The organism is Asanoa sp. NPDC049573, from assembly GCF_040676615.1.
Classification (GTDB): domain Bacteria; phylum Actinomycetota; class Actinomycetes; order Mycobacteriales; family Micromonosporaceae; genus Asanoa.
Map to the genome: position 1 here is coordinate 264,913 of NZ_JBFAPI010000002.1, position 18,626 is coordinate 283,538.

Below are 18,626 nucleotides of genomic sequence, written 5' to 3' on the forward strand. Positions count from 1 at the left end.
CCGGCCGGCTAGCCGACCGAGCCCGTCGGCGCCGGGTGCGGGCCCACGTGCTATCAAAACGGGATGACTGAGCTGGACGACCTGGTGGCACGCGCGCGGGCGTGGCTCGCCGACGACCCCGACGAGACGAGCCGGGCCGAGCTGGCCCAGGTGCTCGACGGGCTGCCCGGCACCGCCGCCGACCTGGCCGACCGGTTCGCCGGCCCACTGACCTTCGGCACCGCCGGCCTGCGCGGGCCGCTGCGCGCCGGGCCCAACGGGATGAACCTCGCGGTCGTCACCCAGGCCGCGGCCGGGCTGGTCGGCTGGCTCGCCGCCCGCGGTGCGACCGGACCGCTGGTCATCGGGTACGACGCCCGCCACGGCTCCCGCGATTTCGCCGAACGCACCGCGCGGGTGGCGACCGGAGCCGGCCGGGAGGCGATGCTGCTGCCGGGCCCGCTGCCGACGCCGGTGCTGGCCTACGCCGTCCGCAAGCTCGAGGCCGCGGCCGGCGTCATGGTGACGGCGAGCCACAACCCGCCGCAGGACAACGGCTACAAGGTCTACCTGGGCGCCGAACTGGGCGGCGACCTCGGCGCCGGCGCACAGATCGTGCCGCCGGCCGACGTGGAGATCTCGGCCGCCATCGCCTCCGTCGGCGCGCTGGCCGGCGTACCCCTGGGTGGTCTGGGTGTGCTCCTCGACGACGACCTGGTCGAGTCCTATGTGGAGAACGCGGCCCGGGTGCTCGACCCGGACGGGCCGCGCGACCTGGCCGTCGCCTACACCCCGCTGCACGGTGTCGGCGCGAAGGTGCTCGCGGCCGCGTTCGCACGCGCCGGTTTCGCGCGGCCGCACGAGGTCGCCGAACAGGCCGAGCCCGACCCCTTGTTTCCGACCGTGGCGTTCCCCAACCCGGAGGAGCCCGGCGCGATCGACCGGGTGATCGAGCTGGCCACGGTGACCGGCGCCGACATCGCGATCGCCAACGACCCCGACGCCGACCGGTGCGCGGTGGCGATCCCCGGCCCGCTCGGCTGGCGGATGCTGCGCGGCGACGAGGTGGGCGTGCTGCTGGCCGACCACCTCCAGCGGCGCGGCGTGGCCGGCCGGTTCGCGACCACCATCGTGTCGTCGTCGCTGCTGTCGCAGATGTGCGCGCGGCGCGGCGTGCCCTACGGCGCGACGCTGACCGGTTTCAAGTGGATCGTGCGGGCCGGCACCGACCTGGCCTTCGGCTACGAGGAGGCGCTGGGCTACTGCGTGGCGCCGGACCTGGTCCGCGACAAGGACGGGATCACCGCGGCGCTGCTGGTGGCCGAACTGGCGGCCGGGTTGAAGGCGTCGCTGAGCACCGTCGCCGACCGGCTCGACGAGATCGCGGCCGAGTTCGGCGTCTACGCGACCGACCAGCTCTCGGTGCGGGTCGACGACCTGTCCGAGATCGACAAGGCGATGACGTACATCCGCACCAAGACGCCGGGCTCGCTGCTCGACGAGCCGGTGATCGCGGTCGAAGACCTGCAGCCCGAGGCCGACGTGCTGATCCTGCGCACCGACTCGGCCCGCGCGGTGGTCCGCCCGTCCGGCACGGAGCCGAAGCTGAAGGCCTACCTCGAGGTCGTCGAACCGGTGGTCGACGGCGACGTGGCGGCGGCCCGCGAGCGGGCGGCGGCGTCGGTCCGGGCCCTGCGCACCGAGACGGCGGCGGCGCTCGGCATCTGGTGACCCGATCCCGCCGGGCCGGCTCGCGACCATCCGGCTCGGCGTGGCGCCGCCGGCACGCCGCGCTCGGGCCCGACCGGCAGCCGCCGTGCTATCCGACCCGCCAGACCCAGGCGCCGCCGACGTCGTCGGGTAGCTCGCCGGTCAGGTCGACGACCAGCAGCCGGAGCTGGCCGGCGTTGACCTCGGTCCGCGGGAGCACCAGCGCCGAGGCCCGCCAGAACGACAGGTCGTCGTCGAACTTGGCCCGCGTCTCGCCGGTGACCGGCGGCAGGTCGCCGGTCCGGCTGGTCTCGTCGAACAGCGCGGTGGTGAACCGGATCGGCGCGTTGAAGATCGCGCGGTGGTCGGCGGCGCCGTCGGGGCCGAGGAAGTAGCCGCCCGGGATCGCGAAGCCGATCTGGGCCCGCGCGGCCCAGCGCATCCCGGCGAGGTGGATGTTGTCGGTGACCGGCACGAAGACCAGCGACCGGCCGGGGCGGGCATAGTCGCGCCACAGGCCGGCGGTGACGAACGGCGGCGGGGCCGGCACCTGGGTCGTCGGCAACTGCTGCGGCACCAGCGGGACCAGCGCGCCCAGCACCAGCGCGGCGGTCAGGGCCCGGACCGCGGTCGCGACCGGCCGGCGGCGGCCGCGGGCGAGCTGGATCGCCCGGTCGGCGCCGAGGGCGAGCAGCGCGGCGGCGATCGGCACGACGACCAGGGAGAGCCGGGTCGGCACGACCGAGTCGAAGACCGGCACCGACTCGAGCCAGCGCCACGGTCCGTCGACCCCGGTGTCATCCTGGTTGATCATGATATGCGGGCCCAGCGACAGGGCCACGAAGACGAATCCGGTGATCAGCAGGGCCCAGGTCACCTTCCGGCGCCAGGTGAGCACAACGGCGATCAGGCAGACGATCAGCAACGGCCAGCCGAGGAAGGCGTTCTCCTCGACCGGCCCCTGTGCGAGGCGCTCGGCGGTGGCGGTGCTGCCCGCGAGCGACAGCCGCGGGAACGCCGGGTAGGCGGCCAGGTCGGTGCTGACGTCCTTCACCGCGGTCGGCACGCCCTGATAGCTCTGCGGCCCGTAGAACTGCACCCAGAGCGGATAGCTGAGCAGGGCCACGACGACCACGACGGCGACGGCCAGGCCGCCCAGGAAGCGCGGGATCCGGTCCTTGACCGCGCGGGGCCGGATGAGCGTGTAGGAAACGACGAAGACGAACAGGCCCAGCGCCGTGTAGAGCAGCACCTCCTCGTTGACGAAGGCCTGGTAGGTGACGAGGAGGCCGAGCCAGAGGCCGCGGCGGATGACCGGAAGACGATGGGACGTGCCAGCATCCCGGCGTCTGAGGACCCTCGGCGAGGTGGCGTGGCCGGGCCAGCTGAGCCGGAGGACGGCGACGACGATCCACGGCACGACGAACTGGGCGGTCCAGTTGACGTGACCCTGCGCGTGGCTGACCAGGCCCGGCGCGAAGCCGCAGAGCGCACCGGCGGCGAACGCGACCAGGCCGTTGTCGACCAGGTGCCGGGAGAACACCCACCACCAGCCGAAGGCGGTGCCGGCCAGGCCGATGACCAGCAGCACGGCGAACGCGGTCGGTGGGCCCCAGAGCAGGGTTATCCAGGAGACCGGGATGGCCAGCCCGAGGATCGAGGTGTTGGCCATCAGGTTGACGCCGTCGGGCGCGTTGAGCGCCCGGGTGGTGAAGGGATAGATCCCGTGCTCGGCCACCTGGGCGCCGTTGGCCAGCACCCACTGGAAGAACACGTGGTCCTGCGGGTTGACCGCCGGCGTCGCGGTGCTCAGGTGCGCCCAGAGCGGCCCGGTCACCGCGAAGGCGGCTCCGAGGTAGACCACGGCCACCGCGACCGTGACGGCCGGCCCGATCCGCTGCCGCGCGCCCGGATCCACCTCGCCGGACGGCCGCGGCGACAGCGGATCACCAACGGCGGAGGCCACGATTCCACAGCGTAATCGCGTGGTCGCGGTCTGCGCTGGTTAGTGGGTGACCGGGCGGGGCGTGCCGAGGGCGGCCTGGATCGCCTTGCCCAGCGCGATGACGACCAGGGCGACCGACGGGCGGACCGTCGACTGCTCCAGGTCGACGCCGCCGGAGAAGCCGGCGCCGCTGGCGATGCGCTCGAGCTTCTCGTGCGCGGTGGCCGCGTCGTCGCCGGACAGGCCGAGGGCGGCCTCCATCCGGGCGGCGACGATCAGGGTGGCGAGGGCGGCGGTGCGCTCGTCGGGAGCACCCTCGCCGGCCAGTGCGGCGGCCAGCCGGGCGCGGGTCTCGTTCTCGACCGAGGCATCGACCGACGGGTAGCGGTGCACGTGGATGTATTCCAGCTCGACCTCGTCGACGTCGCGGATCACGCCGCGGCCGACGAGGTCGGACAGGACCCGGTCGCGCAGCCCGTGGCGGAGGCGCTGGACCCAGGCGGCCGGGGTGTGCGGCACGTTTGCCTCGATCTTGGCGAGCACCTCGTCGGCGACCGGGACCCCGGTGGGTGTCGCGTCGGCCACGACGATGTTGCCGTCGGCGTAGGCGATCCGGCCGGCTAGCGCGAGCTCGACCAGCACTGCGGCGGCCATGCCAAGGTCGAGCCCGATGCGCGAACCGGTCGCTTTCCCGGACTCGTTGTCGTAGACGAGCAGCAAGAGCTCCTCGGCGATCGGAACACTGGTCATGGCCCGGAACGGTAGCCGCTTCGCGCCCGCGTCGCACTCACCGGTCGTCCATGCGTCAAAAACGGGGCATTCCGCCGAACTGGCGGTCGCCCGCGTCGCCCAGACCGGGAACGATGTACATCTTTTCGTTGAGTTCCTGGTCGATCGACGCCGTCACCAACCGCAGCGGCAACCCGGAGCGCTCCAGCCGGGCGATGCCCTCCGGCGCGGCCAGCACGCAGATCACGGTGATGTCGGTGCAGCCGCGGTCGGCGAGCAGGCGGCAGCAGTGCTCCAGTGACCCGCCGGTGGCCAGCATCGGGTCGAGCACCAGCACCGGGATGCCGGCCAGGTCGGCGGGCAGCGACTCCAGGTAGGCCCGGGGCTCGAAGGTCTCCTCGTCACGGGCGAGCCCGACGAAGCCCATCGACGACTCGGGCAGCAGGGCCAGGGCCGAGTCGGCCATGCCGAGGCCGGCGCGCAGCACCGGCACCAGCAGGGGCGGGTTGCCCAGGCGGGTGCCCTCGGTGGGCGCGACCGGGGTCTCGATCGGATAACGCTCGACCGGGAAGGCGCGCGCGGCCTCGTACACCAGCATGGTGGTGAGTTCGTGCAGCGCGGCCCGGAAGCTGCCGGGCTCGGTGCCCGCTTCCCGCATCGCGGTCAGGCGCGACTGGGCAAGCGGGTGGTTGACCACTTCTACGTCCACGGTTGGTCAAGGTACCGGTAGTTGCGACACCCGTACACTCGTCCGCATGACAGCGACGACGGCGTTGGACCTGTCTTCAGTCACAAGCTCCGACGCGGCCCTTCGGGTATTTCTGCATGGTTTGCCCGGGGTCGACCAGGTTGGTGCCGAACAGCGCGCCGCCATGCTCGGCACCCGGTCGATCAAAACGACGGCCAAGGCGTGGGCGATCGACCTGGCGATCCGCATGGTCGACCTGACCACGCTGGAAGGCGCCGACACCCCCGGCAAGGTCCGCGCGCTCTGCGCGAAGGCGCGGCGCCCCGACCCGGCCGACCCGACCTGCCCGCCGGTGGCCGCCATCTGCGTCTACCCGGCGATGGTCCCGGTGGCCGTCGAGGCGCTGGCCGGCTCCGGCATCCACACGGCGAGCGTCGCGACCGCGTTCCCCTCCGGCCAGGCGCCGCTCGAGGTCAAGCTCGCCGACACCCGGGCCGCCGTCGCGGCCGGCGCCGACGAGATCGACATGGTGATCAACCGCGGTGCCTTCCTGGCCGGCCGCTACCTCGAGGTCTACGAGGAGATCGCCGCGGTCAAGCAGGCCTGCGGCCCGGCTCACCTCAAGGTCATCCTGGAGAACGGCGAGCTGGCGACCTACGACAACGTCCGCCGCGCCTCCTGGATCGGCATGCTCGCCGGCGGCGACTTCATCAAGACCTCGACCGGCAAGGTGCCCGTCGCGGCGACCCTGCCGGTGACGTTGGTGATGCTCGAAGCGGTGCGCGACTTCCGCGACCTGACCGGCCGTCAGGTGGGCGTCAAACCGGCCGGCGGCATCCGCACCACCAAAGACGCCGTCAAATACCTGGTGCTGGTCAACGAGACGGCCGGCGACGACTGGCTCGACCCCGACTGGTTCCGGTTCGGCGCCTCGACGCTGCTCAACGACCTGCTCATGCAGCGCACCAAGCTCACGACCGGGGTCTACGCCGGTCCCGACTACTTCACGCTGGACTGACGATGTTCGAATACGCACCCGCCCCCGAGTCCCGCGCGGTCGTCGACATCAAGCCCTCCTACGGGCTGTTCATCGACGGCGCGTTCGTCGATCCCGCCGACGGCACGTCGTTCAAGACGATCAACCCGGCGTCCGAAGAGGTGCTCGCCGAGATCGCCGAGGCCGGCGCGGCCGACGTCGACCGCGCGGTCGCAGCCGCCCGCAAGGCCTACACGAAGGTCTGGTCCCGGATGCCCGGTCGCGACCGGGCCAAATACCTCTACCGGATCGCGCGGATCATCCAGGAGCGCGGCCGGGAGATCGCGGTGCTGGAGTCGCTCGACAACGGCAAGCCGATCCGCGAGTCCCGCGACGTCGACATCCCGCTGGTCGCCGCGCACTTCTTCTACTACGCCGGCTGGGCCGACAAGCTCGATCACGCCGGGTTCGGCCCCGCGCCGCGCCCGCTGGGCGTCGCCGCCCAGGTCATCCCGTGGAACTTCCCGCTGCTGATGCTGGCGTGGAAGATCGCGCCGGCGCTCGCGGCCGGCAACACCGTTGTGCTCAAGCCCGCCGAGACCACTCCCCTGACCGCGCTGCTGTTCGCCGAGATCTGCCAGCAGGCCGACCTACCGCCCGGCGTGGTCAACATCGTGACCGGCGCCGGCGAGACCGGCCGGGCGCTGGTCGAGCACGGCGACGTCAACAAGATCGCCTTCACCGGCTCGACCGAGGTGGGCAAGGCGATCGCCCGCTCGGTCGCCGGCTCGCGCAAGAAGGTCACGCTCGAACTCGGCGGCAAGGCCGCCAACGTGGTCTTCGAAGACGCGCCGATCGACCAGGCCGTCGAGGGCATCGTCAACGGCATCTTCTTCAACCAGGGCCACGTCTGCTGCGCCGGCTCGCGGTTGCTGGTGCAGGAGTCGGTCTACGAGCCCGTGCTGGCCTCGCTCAAGCGGCGGATGGCGCGGCTGCGGGTCGGCGACCCGCTCGACAAGAACACCGACATCGGCGCGATCAACTCGGCCGCACAGCTCGACCGCATCCGCACGCTGTCCGACATCGGCGGCGAAGAGGGCGCCGAGCGCTGGTCGCCACCGTGCGACCTGCCCGACCACGGCTTCTGGTTCGCACCGACCATCTTCACCGGCGTGACCCAGGCGCACCGGATCGCCCGCGAGGAGATCTTCGGCCCGGTGTTGTCGGTGCTGACCTTCCGCACTCCGGCGGAAGCCGTCGAGAAGGCCAACAACACGCCCTACGGCCTGTCGGCCGGCGTCTGGACCGACAAGGGCTCCCGGATCCTGTGGATGGCCGACCGGCTGCGCGCCGGGGTGGTGTGGGCCAACACGTTCAACAAGTTCGACCCGACCTCGCCGTTCGGCGGCTACAAGGAGTCCGGCTACGGGCGCGAGGGCGGCCGGCACGGGCTGGAGGCATACCTCGATGTCTGACGCACGCGTGTCGGTCCGCAAGACCTACAAACTGTTCATCGGCGGCAAGTTCCCGCGCAGCGAGTCCGGCCGCTCCTACCTCGCACAGGACGCCAACGTGGCCCTGGCCTCCCGCAAAGACGTGCGCGACGCGGTGGTCGCCGCCCGTGCGGCCGTGAAGGGCTGGTCCGGCGCGACCGCCTACAACCGCGGCCAGATCCTCTACCGGGTCGCCGAGATGCTCGAAGGCCGGCGCGACCAGTTCACCGGCCTGGGCCTACCCGCGGCCGAGGTCGACGAGGCGATCGACCGCTGGGTCTGGTACGCCGGCTGGTCCGACAAGATCAGCCAGGTCTACGGCGGCGCCAACCCGGTGGCCGGCCCCTACTTCAACCTGTCGTCGCCCGAGCCGACCGGCGTGGTCGGCGTGGTCACCCCGCCGTCGTTCCTCGGCCTGGTCAGCGTGCTCGCGCCGATCATCGTCACCGGCAACACGGCGGTCGTGCTGACCGCCCGCGAGGCCCCGCTGGCGGCGGTCACCCTGGCCGAGGTGCTGGCCACCTCCGACCTGCCCGGCGGCGTGGTCAACATCCTGACCGGCGACCCGGCCGAGACGGCACCCTGGCTGGCCGCGCACATGGACGTCAACGCCATCGACCTGGCCGGCGTCACCGACACCGACCTGGCCACCTCGCTCGAAGTGGCCGCGGCCGGCAACCTCAAGCGGATCGTCCGCCCACCGGCGAAGGCGGCCAACTGGTCCGACGACCCGGGCCTGACCCGCCTGACGGCCTTCCTGGAGACCAAGACCGTCTGGCACCCCAAGGGCATCTGACGGCGGGCGGCCCCGAGTTCGGGGCCACCCGCCACCGGTGCGTCAGGCGACCTCGAACACGTAGTTCCGGGCCGGCGAGAACGTGCCGTCCAGGAAGCGGATCCGCACCTTCAGGATGTTGAAGCCGGCGCGGTCGGGCGTGATGGACACGTCCGCGGGGTTGTCGGCCTCCACGTCGGCGACCAGTTCCGGACCATCGTTGAGCTGGTAGAGGTAGGCGTCCACATCGGGCTGCGAGGTTCCGAAGAAGAACTCACCCGGCACGCCGACACCGCCCGACGCGCCGAAGTCGGGATAGCTGTCCGAGAACACCCCCGGCCTCGTGTCTTCCACCTGGAACGAGTATTCGGCGACGGTCGACGTGCTGCCGTCCGCGTTGACACTGCGCACCCGCAGCGTGCGGAAGAGTTCGCCCTCGCCCGGCGTCCAGGTCAACACGGCGGTGCCGTCGGCCCGCGCCTCGACCCGCAGCCAACTCCCGTCGCTGTCCTGATACTCGTAGGCCAGCACGTCGGCGCGGCCCGGCCGGAAGGTGAAGGTGCCCGGTTGCCCGATCGCACCCGGGTGGTCGAACGTGAAGTCCGTCGACTCGATCCGCGGACCGTCCGAGACCTCCACGCTCTCCTTGTACGCGCCGAGCCACTCGGTGCCCGCGTAGGCGCGGACCTCGAGGGTGACCGGACCCGGCTGCGGGAACACGACCGCGACATCGGCCGCGCCGGCCACGGCCGGGACCTTGACCTCGTCAGCCGCGCCGATCCGGTAGCCGAACCCGGTCACCCCCGGGAACCGGCTGGAGATGGCGAGCCGGCTCGGCACGCCCACCCCGCCCATCGTCACCCGCACCTCGGGGGCGGTGTCGCGCACGTCGAACTCGTACGTGGTGATCGGCGACCGACTGTCGGCACTGTCGACGGATCGCACGCTCAGCGCGTCGGAGCCGGACCGGGCCGGCGCGTACTGGAGGGTGACGGAAGCTCCCGGCTTGGGAGCGGGAATGAAGGTGGTGGTCTCCCCGTCGCGCCCCCAGTAGTAGCCCACGACGTCCTTCGCGCCGCTGGCCTGGAAGGTGAACGTCGCCGGAAGGTTGGGACCGCCATGTGCCGCACCGTCGTTCGGGTAAACGACGGAGCTGACCTGCGGTGCCGGCGGCCCCTCGGCGTCGACCACCACGTAGCAGGGCTTGGTCCAGTCCGAGTAGTCGTGCCCGTCGTAGGCCCGGCCGGTCCACGCCAGCACGGTGCCGTGCGGGTAGTCCGCCATGTTCCACTCGACGCGGGATCCGTTCCGCAAGCCGGTTCCGGTGCGCTCGACGCGCTGGTCCTCGTGCCCGACCGGCCACGCCGCGAACTGCCCGTTCAGCAGGTCCTGGCTGTCGGGGTCGGCAATGTCGATCATCAGGCTGTAGGTCCGCGGCCCGACCGGCTGTGGCTTGCGCGCGGTGCCACAGGCCCAACTCGGGAAGTCGAGCCCGGCCCGGGTGACCGCCGGCGCATTGTTGATCATCGTGTCGAGAGTGACCGACGAAACCAGCTTTCGGCCGTGTGCGAGATCGGCCTCCACCTCGTGCGGCACCCGGATCTCGACGGTCAGCGTCCGTTCGCCGCGCTTTGCAAAGTTTTGCAAAGCGGGCACGATGTCCCAGCTCAGGTTTTCCTGACAGCCAGCCTGCAGCGTGCCCAGCAGCTCACGCTGTTTCGGCGCGTTGTCCCAGGTCGTCGTCGCGGTGATCGGCTCGACCCGCCACAGCTCGAGCGGCTGCACCACCGCGCAGTCCGTCCTGGACGACGGAAAGGCGATCAGATCGGCTTCGTGTACGACCGTCCCGACGAACTTCGAGACGTCGAGCGTGAAGTAGGACCGCGACTTGTGTGTCTTCCCGTCGGTGCCCGCCCACGCGCCGATCGGCAGGTCGCCGGCTGTATTGACGAACGGCGTGTCGGGCAGCCGCGAATCGGTGTATGCCCAACCGATGGAGCGGACGGTTTGAATCCCGTAGGCCTGTGCCGGCGGGGCCAGCACGCCCAGCAGGCCCACACCGACAGCGGCCCCGACGACCGCGGCCAGCATTTTTCGCGCGTACACGCGCATCAACCTCCCCGTGGCCGGAACCACCGCGGCCCCGGCGCATCGGGAGCCTAGTCCTGGAAGATCAACAACGGGTGCTACTACGTCATGTAGGATCGACGCGTGACGCGGTTGGGAGATCTCGAGCGGGCGGTGATGGACGTCCTGTGGGATCGGTCCGGCCCCGCCACGGTCCGCGAAGTCGTCGACGGCCTGGACGGGCGAGACCTGGCCTACACCACCGTGATGACGGTGCTCGACCGGCTCGCCGGCAAGGGCATGGTCGAGCGCGAGCGCACCGGCCGGGCCTGGAGCTACCAGCCGATCGCCGGCCGCGACGCCTACATCGCGCAACTCATGCTCGACGCCCTCGACCTCGCCGGCGAGCGCGACGCGGCGCTGGTGCGATTCGCCCGGTCGGTGACCGGCGACGAGGCCGACGTGCTGCGCGCCGCGCTCGACAAGGACCAGGGCTGACCGATGCACTACACCGCACACTTCGGCGCGGCGGTGCTGGGCTGCTATCTGGTCGCCTGGGTGATGTTCCGATCCCGCTGGCCGGCCAACAGCCCGACCATCGCGATCCTCTGCTGGCAGGGCATCGGCCTGGCCATCGGTCTCTCCGCCATCGGCATCCCGATCTCGATCGGTCTCGCGCCCTACCACCGGCCGCCGGGCACCGCGCTCCGGATGCTGGCCAGTGACCTGGCCGGCGGGCGACTGCCGGCCGAACTCGGCGTCGGCCACCTCGCGCTGATCAGCGTCGGCCTCGGCGTCGGCGCCGTGCTCTTCTGGTCGACCGGCGCCAGCCTGCGGGCCGCTGCCAAGGCCCGGCAACGCCAGCGCGATCTGCTCGCCCTGGTCGCCCGTGCCGACCCGGCCGCGCCGGGCGCGCTGGTGCTCGACCATCCCAGCGCCGCCGCCTACTGCGTGCCGGGCCTGCGGCCCCGGGTGGTGATCAGCGCGGGCGCGCTGAGCCTGCTGCGCGGTGACGAGTTGGCCGCCGTGCTCAGCCACGAGCAGGCCCACGCCAAGGAGCGGCACGACCTCGTGTTGCTGCCGTTCACCGCGCTGGTCCGGGCTCTGCCCGGGGTGAGCTGGGTCGGCCGCGCGTTCGCGGCCGTCGCGCTGCTGGTCGAGATGCGGGCCGACGACCGGGCCCGGCGCCTGCACACCGACGAGTTGCTCGCGGCCGCCCTGGCCCGGTTCGCGACCGCGCCGTCGCACGCGACCCCCGCGGGCATGCTGGGCGCCGCCGAGCACGACATCGTCGCCCGGGTACGCCGCCTGCGCGCACCCCTCGGCCCTACCCCGGCCGCCGCCGTGGCCGCCCTGGTCGCCGCGACCGCCCTGGTCTCGCTGCCGATCGCGCTGTTCCTTTCCTGACACACCGGTCTACGACCATCCGTAGTAGAGTCATGTTCATGACTACTACGGCTCGTAGGAGTTATAGGTAGGGATGCTACGTGTAGAGTCGCTATCCCAAGCGAACAACACTATCCCTCGGAGGGGTGGCCATGGATCCGCTGCCGCTCGCCCGCCTGCAGTTCGCGACGACGACCTCGATCCACTTTCTGTTCGTCCTCGTGACCCTCGGCCTGGTGACGCTCCTCGTCTACCTGCAGACCGCCGCGTTCGTGACCCGCAAGCCGGTCTACGAGCGGATGGTGCGGTTCTGGGGTTCGATCTACCTGATCAACTACGTGCTCGGCATCGCGACCGGCATCGTGATGGAGTTCCAGTTCGGGCTCAACTGGAGTGGCCTGTCGCGCTACATCGGCAACGTCTTCGGAGCCCCGGTCGCGCTGGAGACGCTGCTCGCGTTCTTCCTCGAGTCGACCCTGCTCGGCATGTGGATCTTCGGCTGGCACCGGCTCCGGCGCGGGGTGCACCTGGCCCTGCTCTACGGCGTGGCCCTCACGGCGTACGCCTCGGCGTTCTTCATCATGGTCGCCAACGCCTGGCTGCAGCACCCGGTCGGCTACGAGATCCGGGACGGCGTCGCACACCTCACCGACTTCACCGCCCTGCTGAGCAACCCGACCTTCACCATGGCCATCGGGCACGTCGTCTCGGCCGCGCTGCTCACCGGCGGGATGGTGCTGGCCGGCATCAGCGCGTGGCTGCTGCTGCGCCGCTCACCCGACTACGAGTTGCTGCGCAAGTCGCTCTGGATCGGGCTGGTCACCGTGACCTGCGCCGGGGTGCCGTTGCTGGGCTTCGGTTTCGCGCAGTTCGGCGCCGTCGGTGCGGTGCAGCCGACGAAGTTCGGCGACGACGCGGCCAAAGCGCAGGCGGTCGCCGACTTCACGGCCCGGTTCGGGCCCGGCGACTACCTGCCACCGGTGTACGCCAACGCCAGCCTCGGTTTCATGATCTTGATCGGCTTCATCCTGGTCTGGGCGTTCGTCATGTTGCCGCTCTTCTACCGCGACTGGATCGTGCGGCTCAAGTTCCCGTTGGTGCTGGTCGTGCTGGCGTTGCCGCTGCCCTTCCTGGCCGCGATCCTCGGCTGGCTCACCCGCGAGGGCGGCCGGCAACCCTGGGCCGCCTACGGCCTGCTCAAGGTCGACGACGCGGTCAGCCCGATCAGCGGCGGCGTGCTGCTGGCGTCGTTCCTCGGCTTCACCGCGCTGCTGCTCACCCTCGCCGTGACCAACTGGGTGCTGATCGCCAAGCGGGCCGCCCGCGGCACCGCCGACCCCGCCCTCGGCCGCTCGCTGGCCGACGTTTCCCCCGACGAGCACCGGCCCGAACCGGTGCTGGCCCGATAGGAGCAGACCAATGGACCTCATCTGGTACGCCCTGCTGGGCCTGTTCTTCGCCGTCTACCTGGTGCTCGGCGGCTACGACTACGGCGTCGGGCTGTTGCTGTCGGCCGCCCGTGGCGACGGCGAACGGCGGGCCGCCCTCACCGCGGTCGGCCCGTTCTTCCTCGGCAACGAGGTCTGGCTGGTCGCCGCGCTGGGCATCCTGTTCGGCGCGTTCCCCCGGTTGGAGGGCGAGGTGCTGGCCGGTCTCTACCCGGCCATCGTGGTCGCGCTGGTCGGGGTGGTGCTGGTCACGGTGGCCGTGCAACTACGCGGGCGGCCGGCCCGGGCCGCCGCCCGGGCCGGATGGGACCGCGTGGTGATCGCGGGCAGTGCGCTGGCCGCCGCCGGCTGGGGTGCGGTCCTCGGCGGGCTGCTACAGGGCGTGCCGCTGGACCCGGGTGGCGTGGGCCGGCTGGCGACGCCGTTCGTGGCTGCGACCGCTCTCACACTGGTGACGCTCGTCGCCCTGCAAGGTGCCACGTTCCTTTCCCTGCGGCTGCCGGCACCGCGGCGGGCGGCGACGGTGCGGCGGCTCGTTCCGGTCGCCCTCGGTGCGGTGGCGCTGGCCACGGTGCTCGGGCTGCTTTCCGGCGAGGTGCGGGCGGCGGTGAACGGCTGGGCATTCGTACCCGTGCTGCTCATTGTGGGTGTTCTCGGCGCGGCGCGGTTCCTCGCGGCGCGGCGGCCGGGCTGGGCGTTCGTCGCGAGTTCGGTCGCGCTGGCGGCGCCGGTGCTGGCCGTCGGGCTGGGGCAGTACCCGGCCGCGCTCGTCTCCACGGTCGACCCGGCCGCGACGCTGACCATCGCCGAGGCCGCCGCCGCGCCCACGACACTGCGCCTGCTGAGCTGGCTGGCGCTGCCCATGGTTCCGGTGCTTATAGGCTTCCAAGCGATGAGCTGGTGGGTGTTCCGCGGTCGGATCGACGGCAAGGCCCCGGTTTACTGGTGAGCCGCCGGCGACCGTTCGACCCGCGACTGATGCACCGGGTGCCCGCGACCCGGCGCCATCTCGCCGTGCTCGGGTTGGCCGGCGTCGCCACCGCTGTGGTGATCGTGCTCCAGGCGACCGCGTTGGCCAGCGTGCTGACCGCGGCCGCCGGCGGTCGGCTCGACCGCACCGCCCTCGGCCTGTTCGTCGGCCTGGTCGCCGCCCGCGCCGCGCTGGCCTGGGCCCAGGGCGCGGTCACCGCGTGGAGCGCCGCCGCCGTCAAGGAGGCCCTGCGGGTCGAGTTGCTCGGCTCGGTGACCCGGCGCGACCCGGCCTGGCTCGCCGGCCAGCGCGGCGGATCGCTGGCGACCCTGGTCGGCCGCGGCCTTGACGGGCTGGACGCCTACTTCACCGGCTACCTGCCGCAGCTTGTGCTCGGCGTCACCATCCCGATCGCGGTGCTGGCCCGGCTGGTGTTCGCCGACTGGACCTCGGCGGTGATCGTCGCTGTCACCCTCCCGCTGATCCCGGTCTTCGGCGCGCTGGTGGGCTGGCAGGCCCAGACCGCCACCGAGCGGCAGTGGCGGCGGCTGTCCCGGCTCGGCGGCCACTTCCTCGACATGCTCAGCGGGCTGCCGACGCTGCGGGCGTTCGGCCGGGCCCAGGTCCAGGTCGACGTGGTCCGCCGGATGGCCGACGCACACCGCGCCGCCACGATGAAGACGCTGCGGATCGCGTTCCTGTCGGCGCTGGTGCTGGAACTCGTGGCGACGATCTCGGTCGCGCTGGTGGCGGTGCCGGTCGGCCTGCGGCTGCTCTCGGGCGGGATCACGCTTCAGGTGGCGCTGCTGGTGCTGCTGCTTACTCCGGAGGCCTATCTGCCGCTGCGGGCCGCAGGGAGCAAGTTCCACGCCAGCCTGGAGGGGCTGACGGCGCTCGACGAGGCGCTGTCCGCGCTGCCCTCCGGCTCTGCTGCTTCGGGCACCGCCGTGCCGCGGCCCGGCCCCCTAGTTCTCTCGGGCGTGACGGTGGCCTACGACCGCACCACGGCGTTGCGCGACGTCTCGCTGACGATCCGGCCGGGCGAGCGGGTGGCGATCGTCGGCCCGTCCGGTGCCGGCAAGAGCACGCTGCTCGCTTTGCTGCTCGGCTTCGTGCGGCCGACCACCGGCCAGGTGCTGGTCTCCGGCGTCGACCTGGCCGACGCCGACCTCGACGCCTGGCGGCGCGAGGTCGCCTGGGTGCCGCAACGCGCGCACCTGTTCGCCGGCACGGTCGCCGACAACGTGCGGCTCGGCGCGCCGGCCGACGCCGACCTCGACAAGGCGGCCACCGCCGCCGCGCTCGACGAGGTGGTCGCGGCGCTGCCGGAGGGCTGGGACACCATGCTCGGCGAGCGCGGGTACGGGTTGTCCAGCGGTCAGCGGCAGCGGATCGCGCTGGCCCGGGCGTTCCTGCGCGACCAGGCGTCGCTGGTCCTCCTCGACGAGCCCACCGCCCGGCTGGACGCCGCGTCGGAGGCGGCCGTGGTCGAGGCGACGATCGGGCTGCTGGCCGGGCGCACCGGCGTCTTCGTCGCGCACCGCCCGGCCCTGCTCGCGGTCGCCGACCGGGTGCTGCGGGTCGACGACGGCGTGGTGACCGAACTGTCGCCGGTCGGTGTCTCGTGACGGCCGCGGAACGCGCGGTGCTCCGGGTCGCCCGGCCCTGGCTGTGGCGGCTGGTCGGCGGCGGCCTGCTGGCGGCCGGCACCGAACTCGCCGGGCTGGCGCTGATGGCGACCGCGACCTGGCTGCTGATCACGGCCGCCGGGCAACCGCCGGTCGCCGCGCTGACGGTCGCGATCGTCGCGGTGCGGACGCTGGCCATCGCGCGGGGCGTGCTGCGCTACACCGAGCGGCTGGCCGGGCACGACGCGGTGCTGCGGATCATCACCGAGGTGCGGGCACGGATCTTCGCGACCCTGGCTTCGCGGCCCACACGGGCCACGGACCGGTCCGGCGACGCGCTGAGCCGGCTGGTCTCCGACGTCGACGCGGTGCAGGACCTGCTGCTGCGGGTGCTCGTACCGGGTGCCGCCGCCGGGTTGGTCGCGGTGCTGGCGGTGATCGGAGCGGCGGTGATCAGCCCACTGGCCGCGCTGCCGTTGGCGGCCGGGCTGTTGCTGGCCTGCGTGTGTCTGCCGTGGCTGGCGTCGGCGCTGAGCCGGCGGACGGCCGCCGAGGTGGCGCCGCTGCGGGGTGCGTTGGCGGTCGACGCCATCGACCTGACCGCCGGGGCGGCCGACCTCGCGGCGTTCGGCGCTACCGGGCCGGCTCTCGCGAAGGCCGCGGAGCGCGCGGCGACGCTCGCCCGGCTCGAACGGCGGCTGGCGCTGGTCGGCTGGGCCGTCGACGGTGCCGGTGTGCTGCTGGCCGGCGCGACCGCGGCCGGGGTGGTGCTCGCCGCGCTGCACGCCGGCACCTCGGGCACCCTGGTCGGCGTGCTCGCGGTCGGCACGATCGCCGCCGTCGAGTCAGCGCTGGCGCTGGTCGGGGCCGCGCGGCAGCGCAACCAACTCGGCGGTGCGCTGAGCCGGGTGGCGGCGTTGCTCTCTCCCGCGGCCGGCGCGGGGTTCGGGCCTGTCGACGGGATTCCGGGCGTCGACAGCGTTTCGGTGGTCTATCGGGCCGGCGCGGCGCCAGCGCTCGCCGATGTCAGCCTCAGCCTGCCGCCGGGCCGGCGGGTGGCGGTGGTCGGGCCCAGCGGGGCGGGCAAGAGCACGCTGCTCGCGGTGCTCGCCGGCACCGTCCGCCCCGACGCCGGCCGGGTCGTGGGCGCCGGCGACCCGCACCGGGTCGGCGGCTTGTTCGCCGACGCGCACGTCTTCCACGCCCCGGTCCGCGACAACCTGCTGCTCGCCCGCCCCGACGCCACCGACGACGACCTGGCGGCGGCCGCGGCACCGGCCGGTTTCCTCGACTGGGTCCGGGAACAGCCGGCCGGCTGGGACACCGAGGTGGGCGAGGACGGCGGCCAACTCTCCGGCGGCCAGCGGCAACGCCTGGCCCTGACCCGCGGGTTGTTGCTCGCCCCCGAGGTGCTGGTGCTCGACGAGCCGACCGAAGGCCTCGACCCCGCGGCCGCCGACGCGGTCCTGGCCGCCGTGGTCGCCGCCGCGCCGGGCGCGGTCGTGCTGGTCACCCACCGCCTGAGCGGCCTCGACGACTTCGACGAGATCCTCGTCCTCGAAAGCGGCCGGGTGGTGCAGCGCGGGCGGCACGCGTCGCTGGTCGCCGCCCCGGGCTGGTATCGCGACCAGTGGCAGATCCAACAGGCCGACGAGCGCGGCTACCTGGCGTCCTTAGGGGCTGGCACCGGAGGCCGGTAGGGGCCGTTCCGTGCGAGGCTGCCGGGTATGCGTGCCAGCCTCGTCGACCAGCACATCCGGCTGCTCGACCGCGCGCTGTCCGGCCCGGCCGGCCTCAAGCGCCGGATGCTGACCGAGGCCCGCGACGGCCTCGACGACGCGGTCCGCGACCTCCGCGCGGCCGGACACGCCCGCTCGGCCGCGGAGCGGGCGGCGGTGGCCGAGTTCGGCACCGTCGACGAGGTGGCCCCGGCATTCCAGGCCGAACTGGCGGCGTCCGCCGCCCGGGTGTTGGGTCTGCGCGTGGTAACGGTGTTCGCGGTCTCGGCCATCTGCAGTGACCTGATGTGGCAGGGCGCGCCGTGGACGGGCCCACAGCCACCGACGGGCTATCTGCTGCTCTCCGCGGGCGTCGACTGGCTGGGCAAGCTCGCGGTCGCGACTGGTTTGCTCGGCAGCGTCGCCCTGTGGCTGGCCACCCGCTACGGCCGCCAGGTGTCTGCGCGCCTGCTGCGCGGGGCGGTCGTCGCCCTGGTCGCGGTGTTGATGCTGGTCGCCGGCAGCGGACTCGCTTTGTACAGCTGGTCGGCGGAAATGTGGGACGCGGCCCTGACCTGGCCCCCGATGATCGCCGGCGCGGTGGCGATGACCGCGGCGGGAACCTGGATCGCCCGCGCGGCCTCGACCAGCCTGCGCGCGACCTAGCTGGTTCAGCTGGGCTCGGCGCCGAGGAACCGGCCGACCGTGGAGCTGAACTCGTGCCAGTTGGTGCGTTCGCCGGCCAGGGCGCGGCGGCCGGCGGCCGTTAGTTCGTAGGTGCGGCGTTCGCGGCCGTTGACGGTGCTCCACGAGCTGTCGACGAAGCCGGCGCGTTCGAGGCGGCGCAGCGCCGGGTAGACCGTGCCGGTCGGCAGGTTGAGCGAGCCGCTGCTGCGGGCCTTGAGCGCTTCGATGACCGCGTATCCGTGCAGCGGGCCGTCTTCGAGCACCGACAGGAGCAGCGCGTCCAGGTGGCCGTGCAGGGCCTGCGCCTTCATAGGTAGGGAGCCTACCCGTAACCAGGTGACCACGCCAGGAAGTGGTGACCCGGGGTGCGGGCGATGGACGCGGCGGGCGCACACTAGGGTGTTCGTGCGCGAGGTCACCAAAGCAC

15 protein-coding genes and 1 pseudogene are annotated in these 18,626 nt (G+C 72.5%); 11 read left to right on the top strand and 5 right to left on the bottom strand.

Translation table 11 applies throughout. The annotated features are described in order from the left end of the window. Nucleotides 1-63 precede the first annotated feature (63 nt). On the top strand, nucleotides 64-1,710 hold the full coding sequence (locus AB0J74_RS04815) for a phospho-sugar mutase (protein ID WP_363444733.1): 1,647 nt from the start codon (nucleotides 64-66) through the stop codon (nucleotides 1,708-1,710). A gap of 88 nt (nucleotides 1,711-1,798) precedes the next feature. Here AB0J74_RS04815 and AB0J74_RS04820 read toward each other — a convergent pair whose 3' ends face one another. The 3 genes from AB0J74_RS04820 to upp are packed head-to-tail and all read right to left on the bottom strand — an operon-like array spanning nucleotide 1,799 to nucleotide 5,072. Then, nucleotides 1,799-3,655, bottom strand: coding sequence for a hypothetical protein (locus AB0J74_RS04820; RefSeq protein WP_363444735.1), 1,857 nt, complete (start codon nucleotides 3,653-3,655; stop codon nucleotides 1,799-1,801). 39 nt (nucleotides 3,656-3,694) lie between these two features. Next, nucleotides 3,695-4,384 (bottom strand): GPP34 family phosphoprotein, encoded by a 690-nt coding sequence (locus AB0J74_RS04825; protein ID WP_363444737.1) that lies wholly within the window; start codon nucleotides 4,382-4,384, stop codon nucleotides 3,695-3,697. Nucleotides 4,385-4,439: 55 nt separating this feature from the next. Next, nucleotides 4,440-5,072, bottom strand: coding sequence for a uracil phosphoribosyltransferase (gene upp, locus AB0J74_RS04830; RefSeq protein WP_363444739.1), 633 nt, complete (start codon nucleotides 5,070-5,072; stop codon nucleotides 4,440-4,442). A gap of 46 nt (nucleotides 5,073-5,118) precedes the next feature. Between upp and deoC the strand changes: the two genes are divergently transcribed. The 3 genes from deoC to AB0J74_RS04845 are packed head-to-tail and all read left to right on the top strand — an operon-like array spanning nucleotide 5,119 to nucleotide 8,316. After that, a complete protein-coding gene (deoC, locus tag AB0J74_RS04835; RefSeq protein WP_363444741.1) occupies nucleotides 5,119-6,069 on the top strand; it encodes a deoxyribose-phosphate aldolase in 951 nt (316 codons plus the stop codon). 2 nt (nucleotides 6,070-6,071) lie between these two features. After that, on the top strand, nucleotides 6,072-7,502 hold the full coding sequence (locus AB0J74_RS04840) for an aldehyde dehydrogenase family protein (protein WP_363444743.1): 1,431 nt from the start codon (nucleotides 6,072-6,074) through the stop codon (nucleotides 7,500-7,502). Beyond that, nucleotides 7,495-8,316, top strand: a complete 822-nt coding sequence (locus tag AB0J74_RS04845) for an aldehyde dehydrogenase family protein (protein WP_363444745.1) — start codon at nucleotides 7,495-7,497, stop codon at nucleotides 8,314-8,316. Before AB0J74_RS04840 ends, AB0J74_RS04845 begins: the two co-directional genes overlap by 8 nt. A gap of 42 nt (nucleotides 8,317-8,358) precedes the next feature. Here AB0J74_RS04845 and AB0J74_RS04850 read toward each other — a convergent pair whose 3' ends face one another. Next, entirely contained in the window at nucleotides 8,359-10,401 is a 2,043-nt protein-coding gene (locus AB0J74_RS04850; protein WP_363444747.1) for a hypothetical protein, read from the bottom strand. A 105-nt stretch (nucleotides 10,402-10,506) separates the two neighbouring features. Between AB0J74_RS04850 and AB0J74_RS04855 the strand changes: the two genes are divergently transcribed. From AB0J74_RS04855 to AB0J74_RS04885, 7 genes and pseudogenes are all read left to right on the top strand, one after another. Then, nucleotides 10,507-10,860 carry a BlaI/MecI/CopY family transcriptional regulator gene (locus AB0J74_RS04855; RefSeq protein WP_363444749.1) on the top strand — a complete coding sequence of 118 codons (354 nt, stop codon included), beginning with the start codon at nucleotides 10,507-10,509 and terminating at the stop codon, nucleotides 10,858-10,860. 3 nt (nucleotides 10,861-10,863) lie between these two features. Continuing rightward, nucleotides 10,864-11,769: a M56 family metallopeptidase gene (locus tag AB0J74_RS04860; protein ID WP_363444751.1), complete on the top strand. Its 906-nt coding sequence runs from the start codon at nucleotides 10,864-10,866 to the stop codon at nucleotides 11,767-11,769. A gap of 131 nt (nucleotides 11,770-11,900) precedes the next feature. Continuing rightward, the gene (locus AB0J74_RS04865; RefSeq protein ID WP_363444753.1) at nucleotides 11,901-13,157 is read left to right on the top strand and encodes a cytochrome ubiquinol oxidase subunit I; all 1,257 of its coding nucleotides are present in this window, start codon (nucleotides 11,901-11,903) and stop codon (nucleotides 13,155-13,157) included. A 10-nt stretch (nucleotides 13,158-13,167) separates the two neighbouring features. Further along, nucleotides 13,168-14,145: a cytochrome d ubiquinol oxidase subunit II gene (locus AB0J74_RS04870; protein WP_363444755.1), complete on the top strand. Its 978-nt coding sequence runs from the start codon at nucleotides 13,168-13,170 to the stop codon at nucleotides 14,143-14,145. 29 nt (nucleotides 14,146-14,174) lie between these two features. Then, on the top strand, nucleotides 14,175-15,794 hold the full coding sequence (cydD, locus tag AB0J74_RS04875; protein WP_363445449.1) for a thiol reductant ABC exporter subunit CydD: 1,620 nt from the start codon (nucleotides 14,175-14,177) through the stop codon (nucleotides 15,792-15,794). 17 nt (nucleotides 15,795-15,811) lie between these two features. Then, nucleotides 15,812-17,494: pseudogene (gene cydC / locus AB0J74_RS04880) on the top strand (thiol reductant ABC exporter subunit CydC); the annotation flags it as partial. Nucleotides 17,495-17,521: 27 nt separating this feature from the next. After that, nucleotides 17,522-18,178, top strand: a complete 657-nt coding sequence (locus AB0J74_RS04885) for a permease prefix domain 1-containing protein (protein WP_363444757.1) — start codon at nucleotides 17,522-17,524, stop codon at nucleotides 18,176-18,178. A 5-nt stretch (nucleotides 18,179-18,183) separates the two neighbouring features. Here the strand turns inward: AB0J74_RS04885 and AB0J74_RS04890 are convergent, their stop codons facing one another. Further along, entirely contained in the window at nucleotides 18,184-18,510 is a 327-nt protein-coding gene (locus AB0J74_RS04890) for a helix-turn-helix transcriptional regulator (protein WP_363444759.1), read from the bottom strand. Nucleotides 18,511-18,626: the final 116 nt, after the last annotated feature.

Excerpts from the sequence above, each read along its gene's own strand:
- AB0J74_RS04865 (WP_363444753.1), top strand. The coding sequence starts at position 11,901 with ATGGATCCGCTGCCGCTCGCCCGCCTGCAGTTCGCGACGACGACCTCG.
- AB0J74_RS04845 (WP_363444745.1), top strand. The coding sequence starts at position 7,495 with ATGTCTGACGCACGCGTGTCGGTCCGCAAGACCTACAAACTGTTCATC.
- AB0J74_RS04840 (WP_363444743.1), top strand. The coding sequence starts at position 6,072 with ATGTTCGAATACGCACCCGCCCCCGAGTCCCGCGCGGTCGTCGACATC.
- AB0J74_RS04860 (WP_363444751.1), top strand. The coding sequence starts at position 10,864 with ATGCACTACACCGCACACTTCGGCGCGGCGGTGCTGGGCTGCTATCTG.
- AB0J74_RS04885 (WP_363444757.1), top strand. The coding sequence starts at position 17,522 with ATGCGTGCCAGCCTCGTCGACCAGCACATCCGGCTGCTCGACCGCGCG.
- AB0J74_RS04815 (WP_363444733.1), top strand. The coding sequence starts at position 64 with ATGACTGAGCTGGACGACCTGGTGGCACGCGCGCGGGCGTGGCTCGCC.
- AB0J74_RS04825 (WP_363444737.1), bottom strand. The coding sequence starts at position 4,384 with ATGACCAGTGTTCCGATCGCCGAGGAGCTCTTGCTGCTCGTCTACGAC.
- AB0J74_RS04870 (WP_363444755.1), top strand. The coding sequence starts at position 13,168 with ATGGACCTCATCTGGTACGCCCTGCTGGGCCTGTTCTTCGCCGTCTAC.
- AB0J74_RS04890 (WP_363444759.1), bottom strand. The coding sequence starts at position 18,510 with ATGAAGGCGCAGGCCCTGCACGGCCACCTGGACGCGCTGCTCCTGTCG.
- deoC (WP_363444741.1), top strand. The coding sequence starts at position 5,119 with ATGACAGCGACGACGGCGTTGGACCTGTCTTCAGTCACAAGCTCCGAC.
- cydD (WP_363445449.1), top strand. The coding sequence starts at position 14,175 with ATGCACCGGGTGCCCGCGACCCGGCGCCATCTCGCCGTGCTCGGGTTG.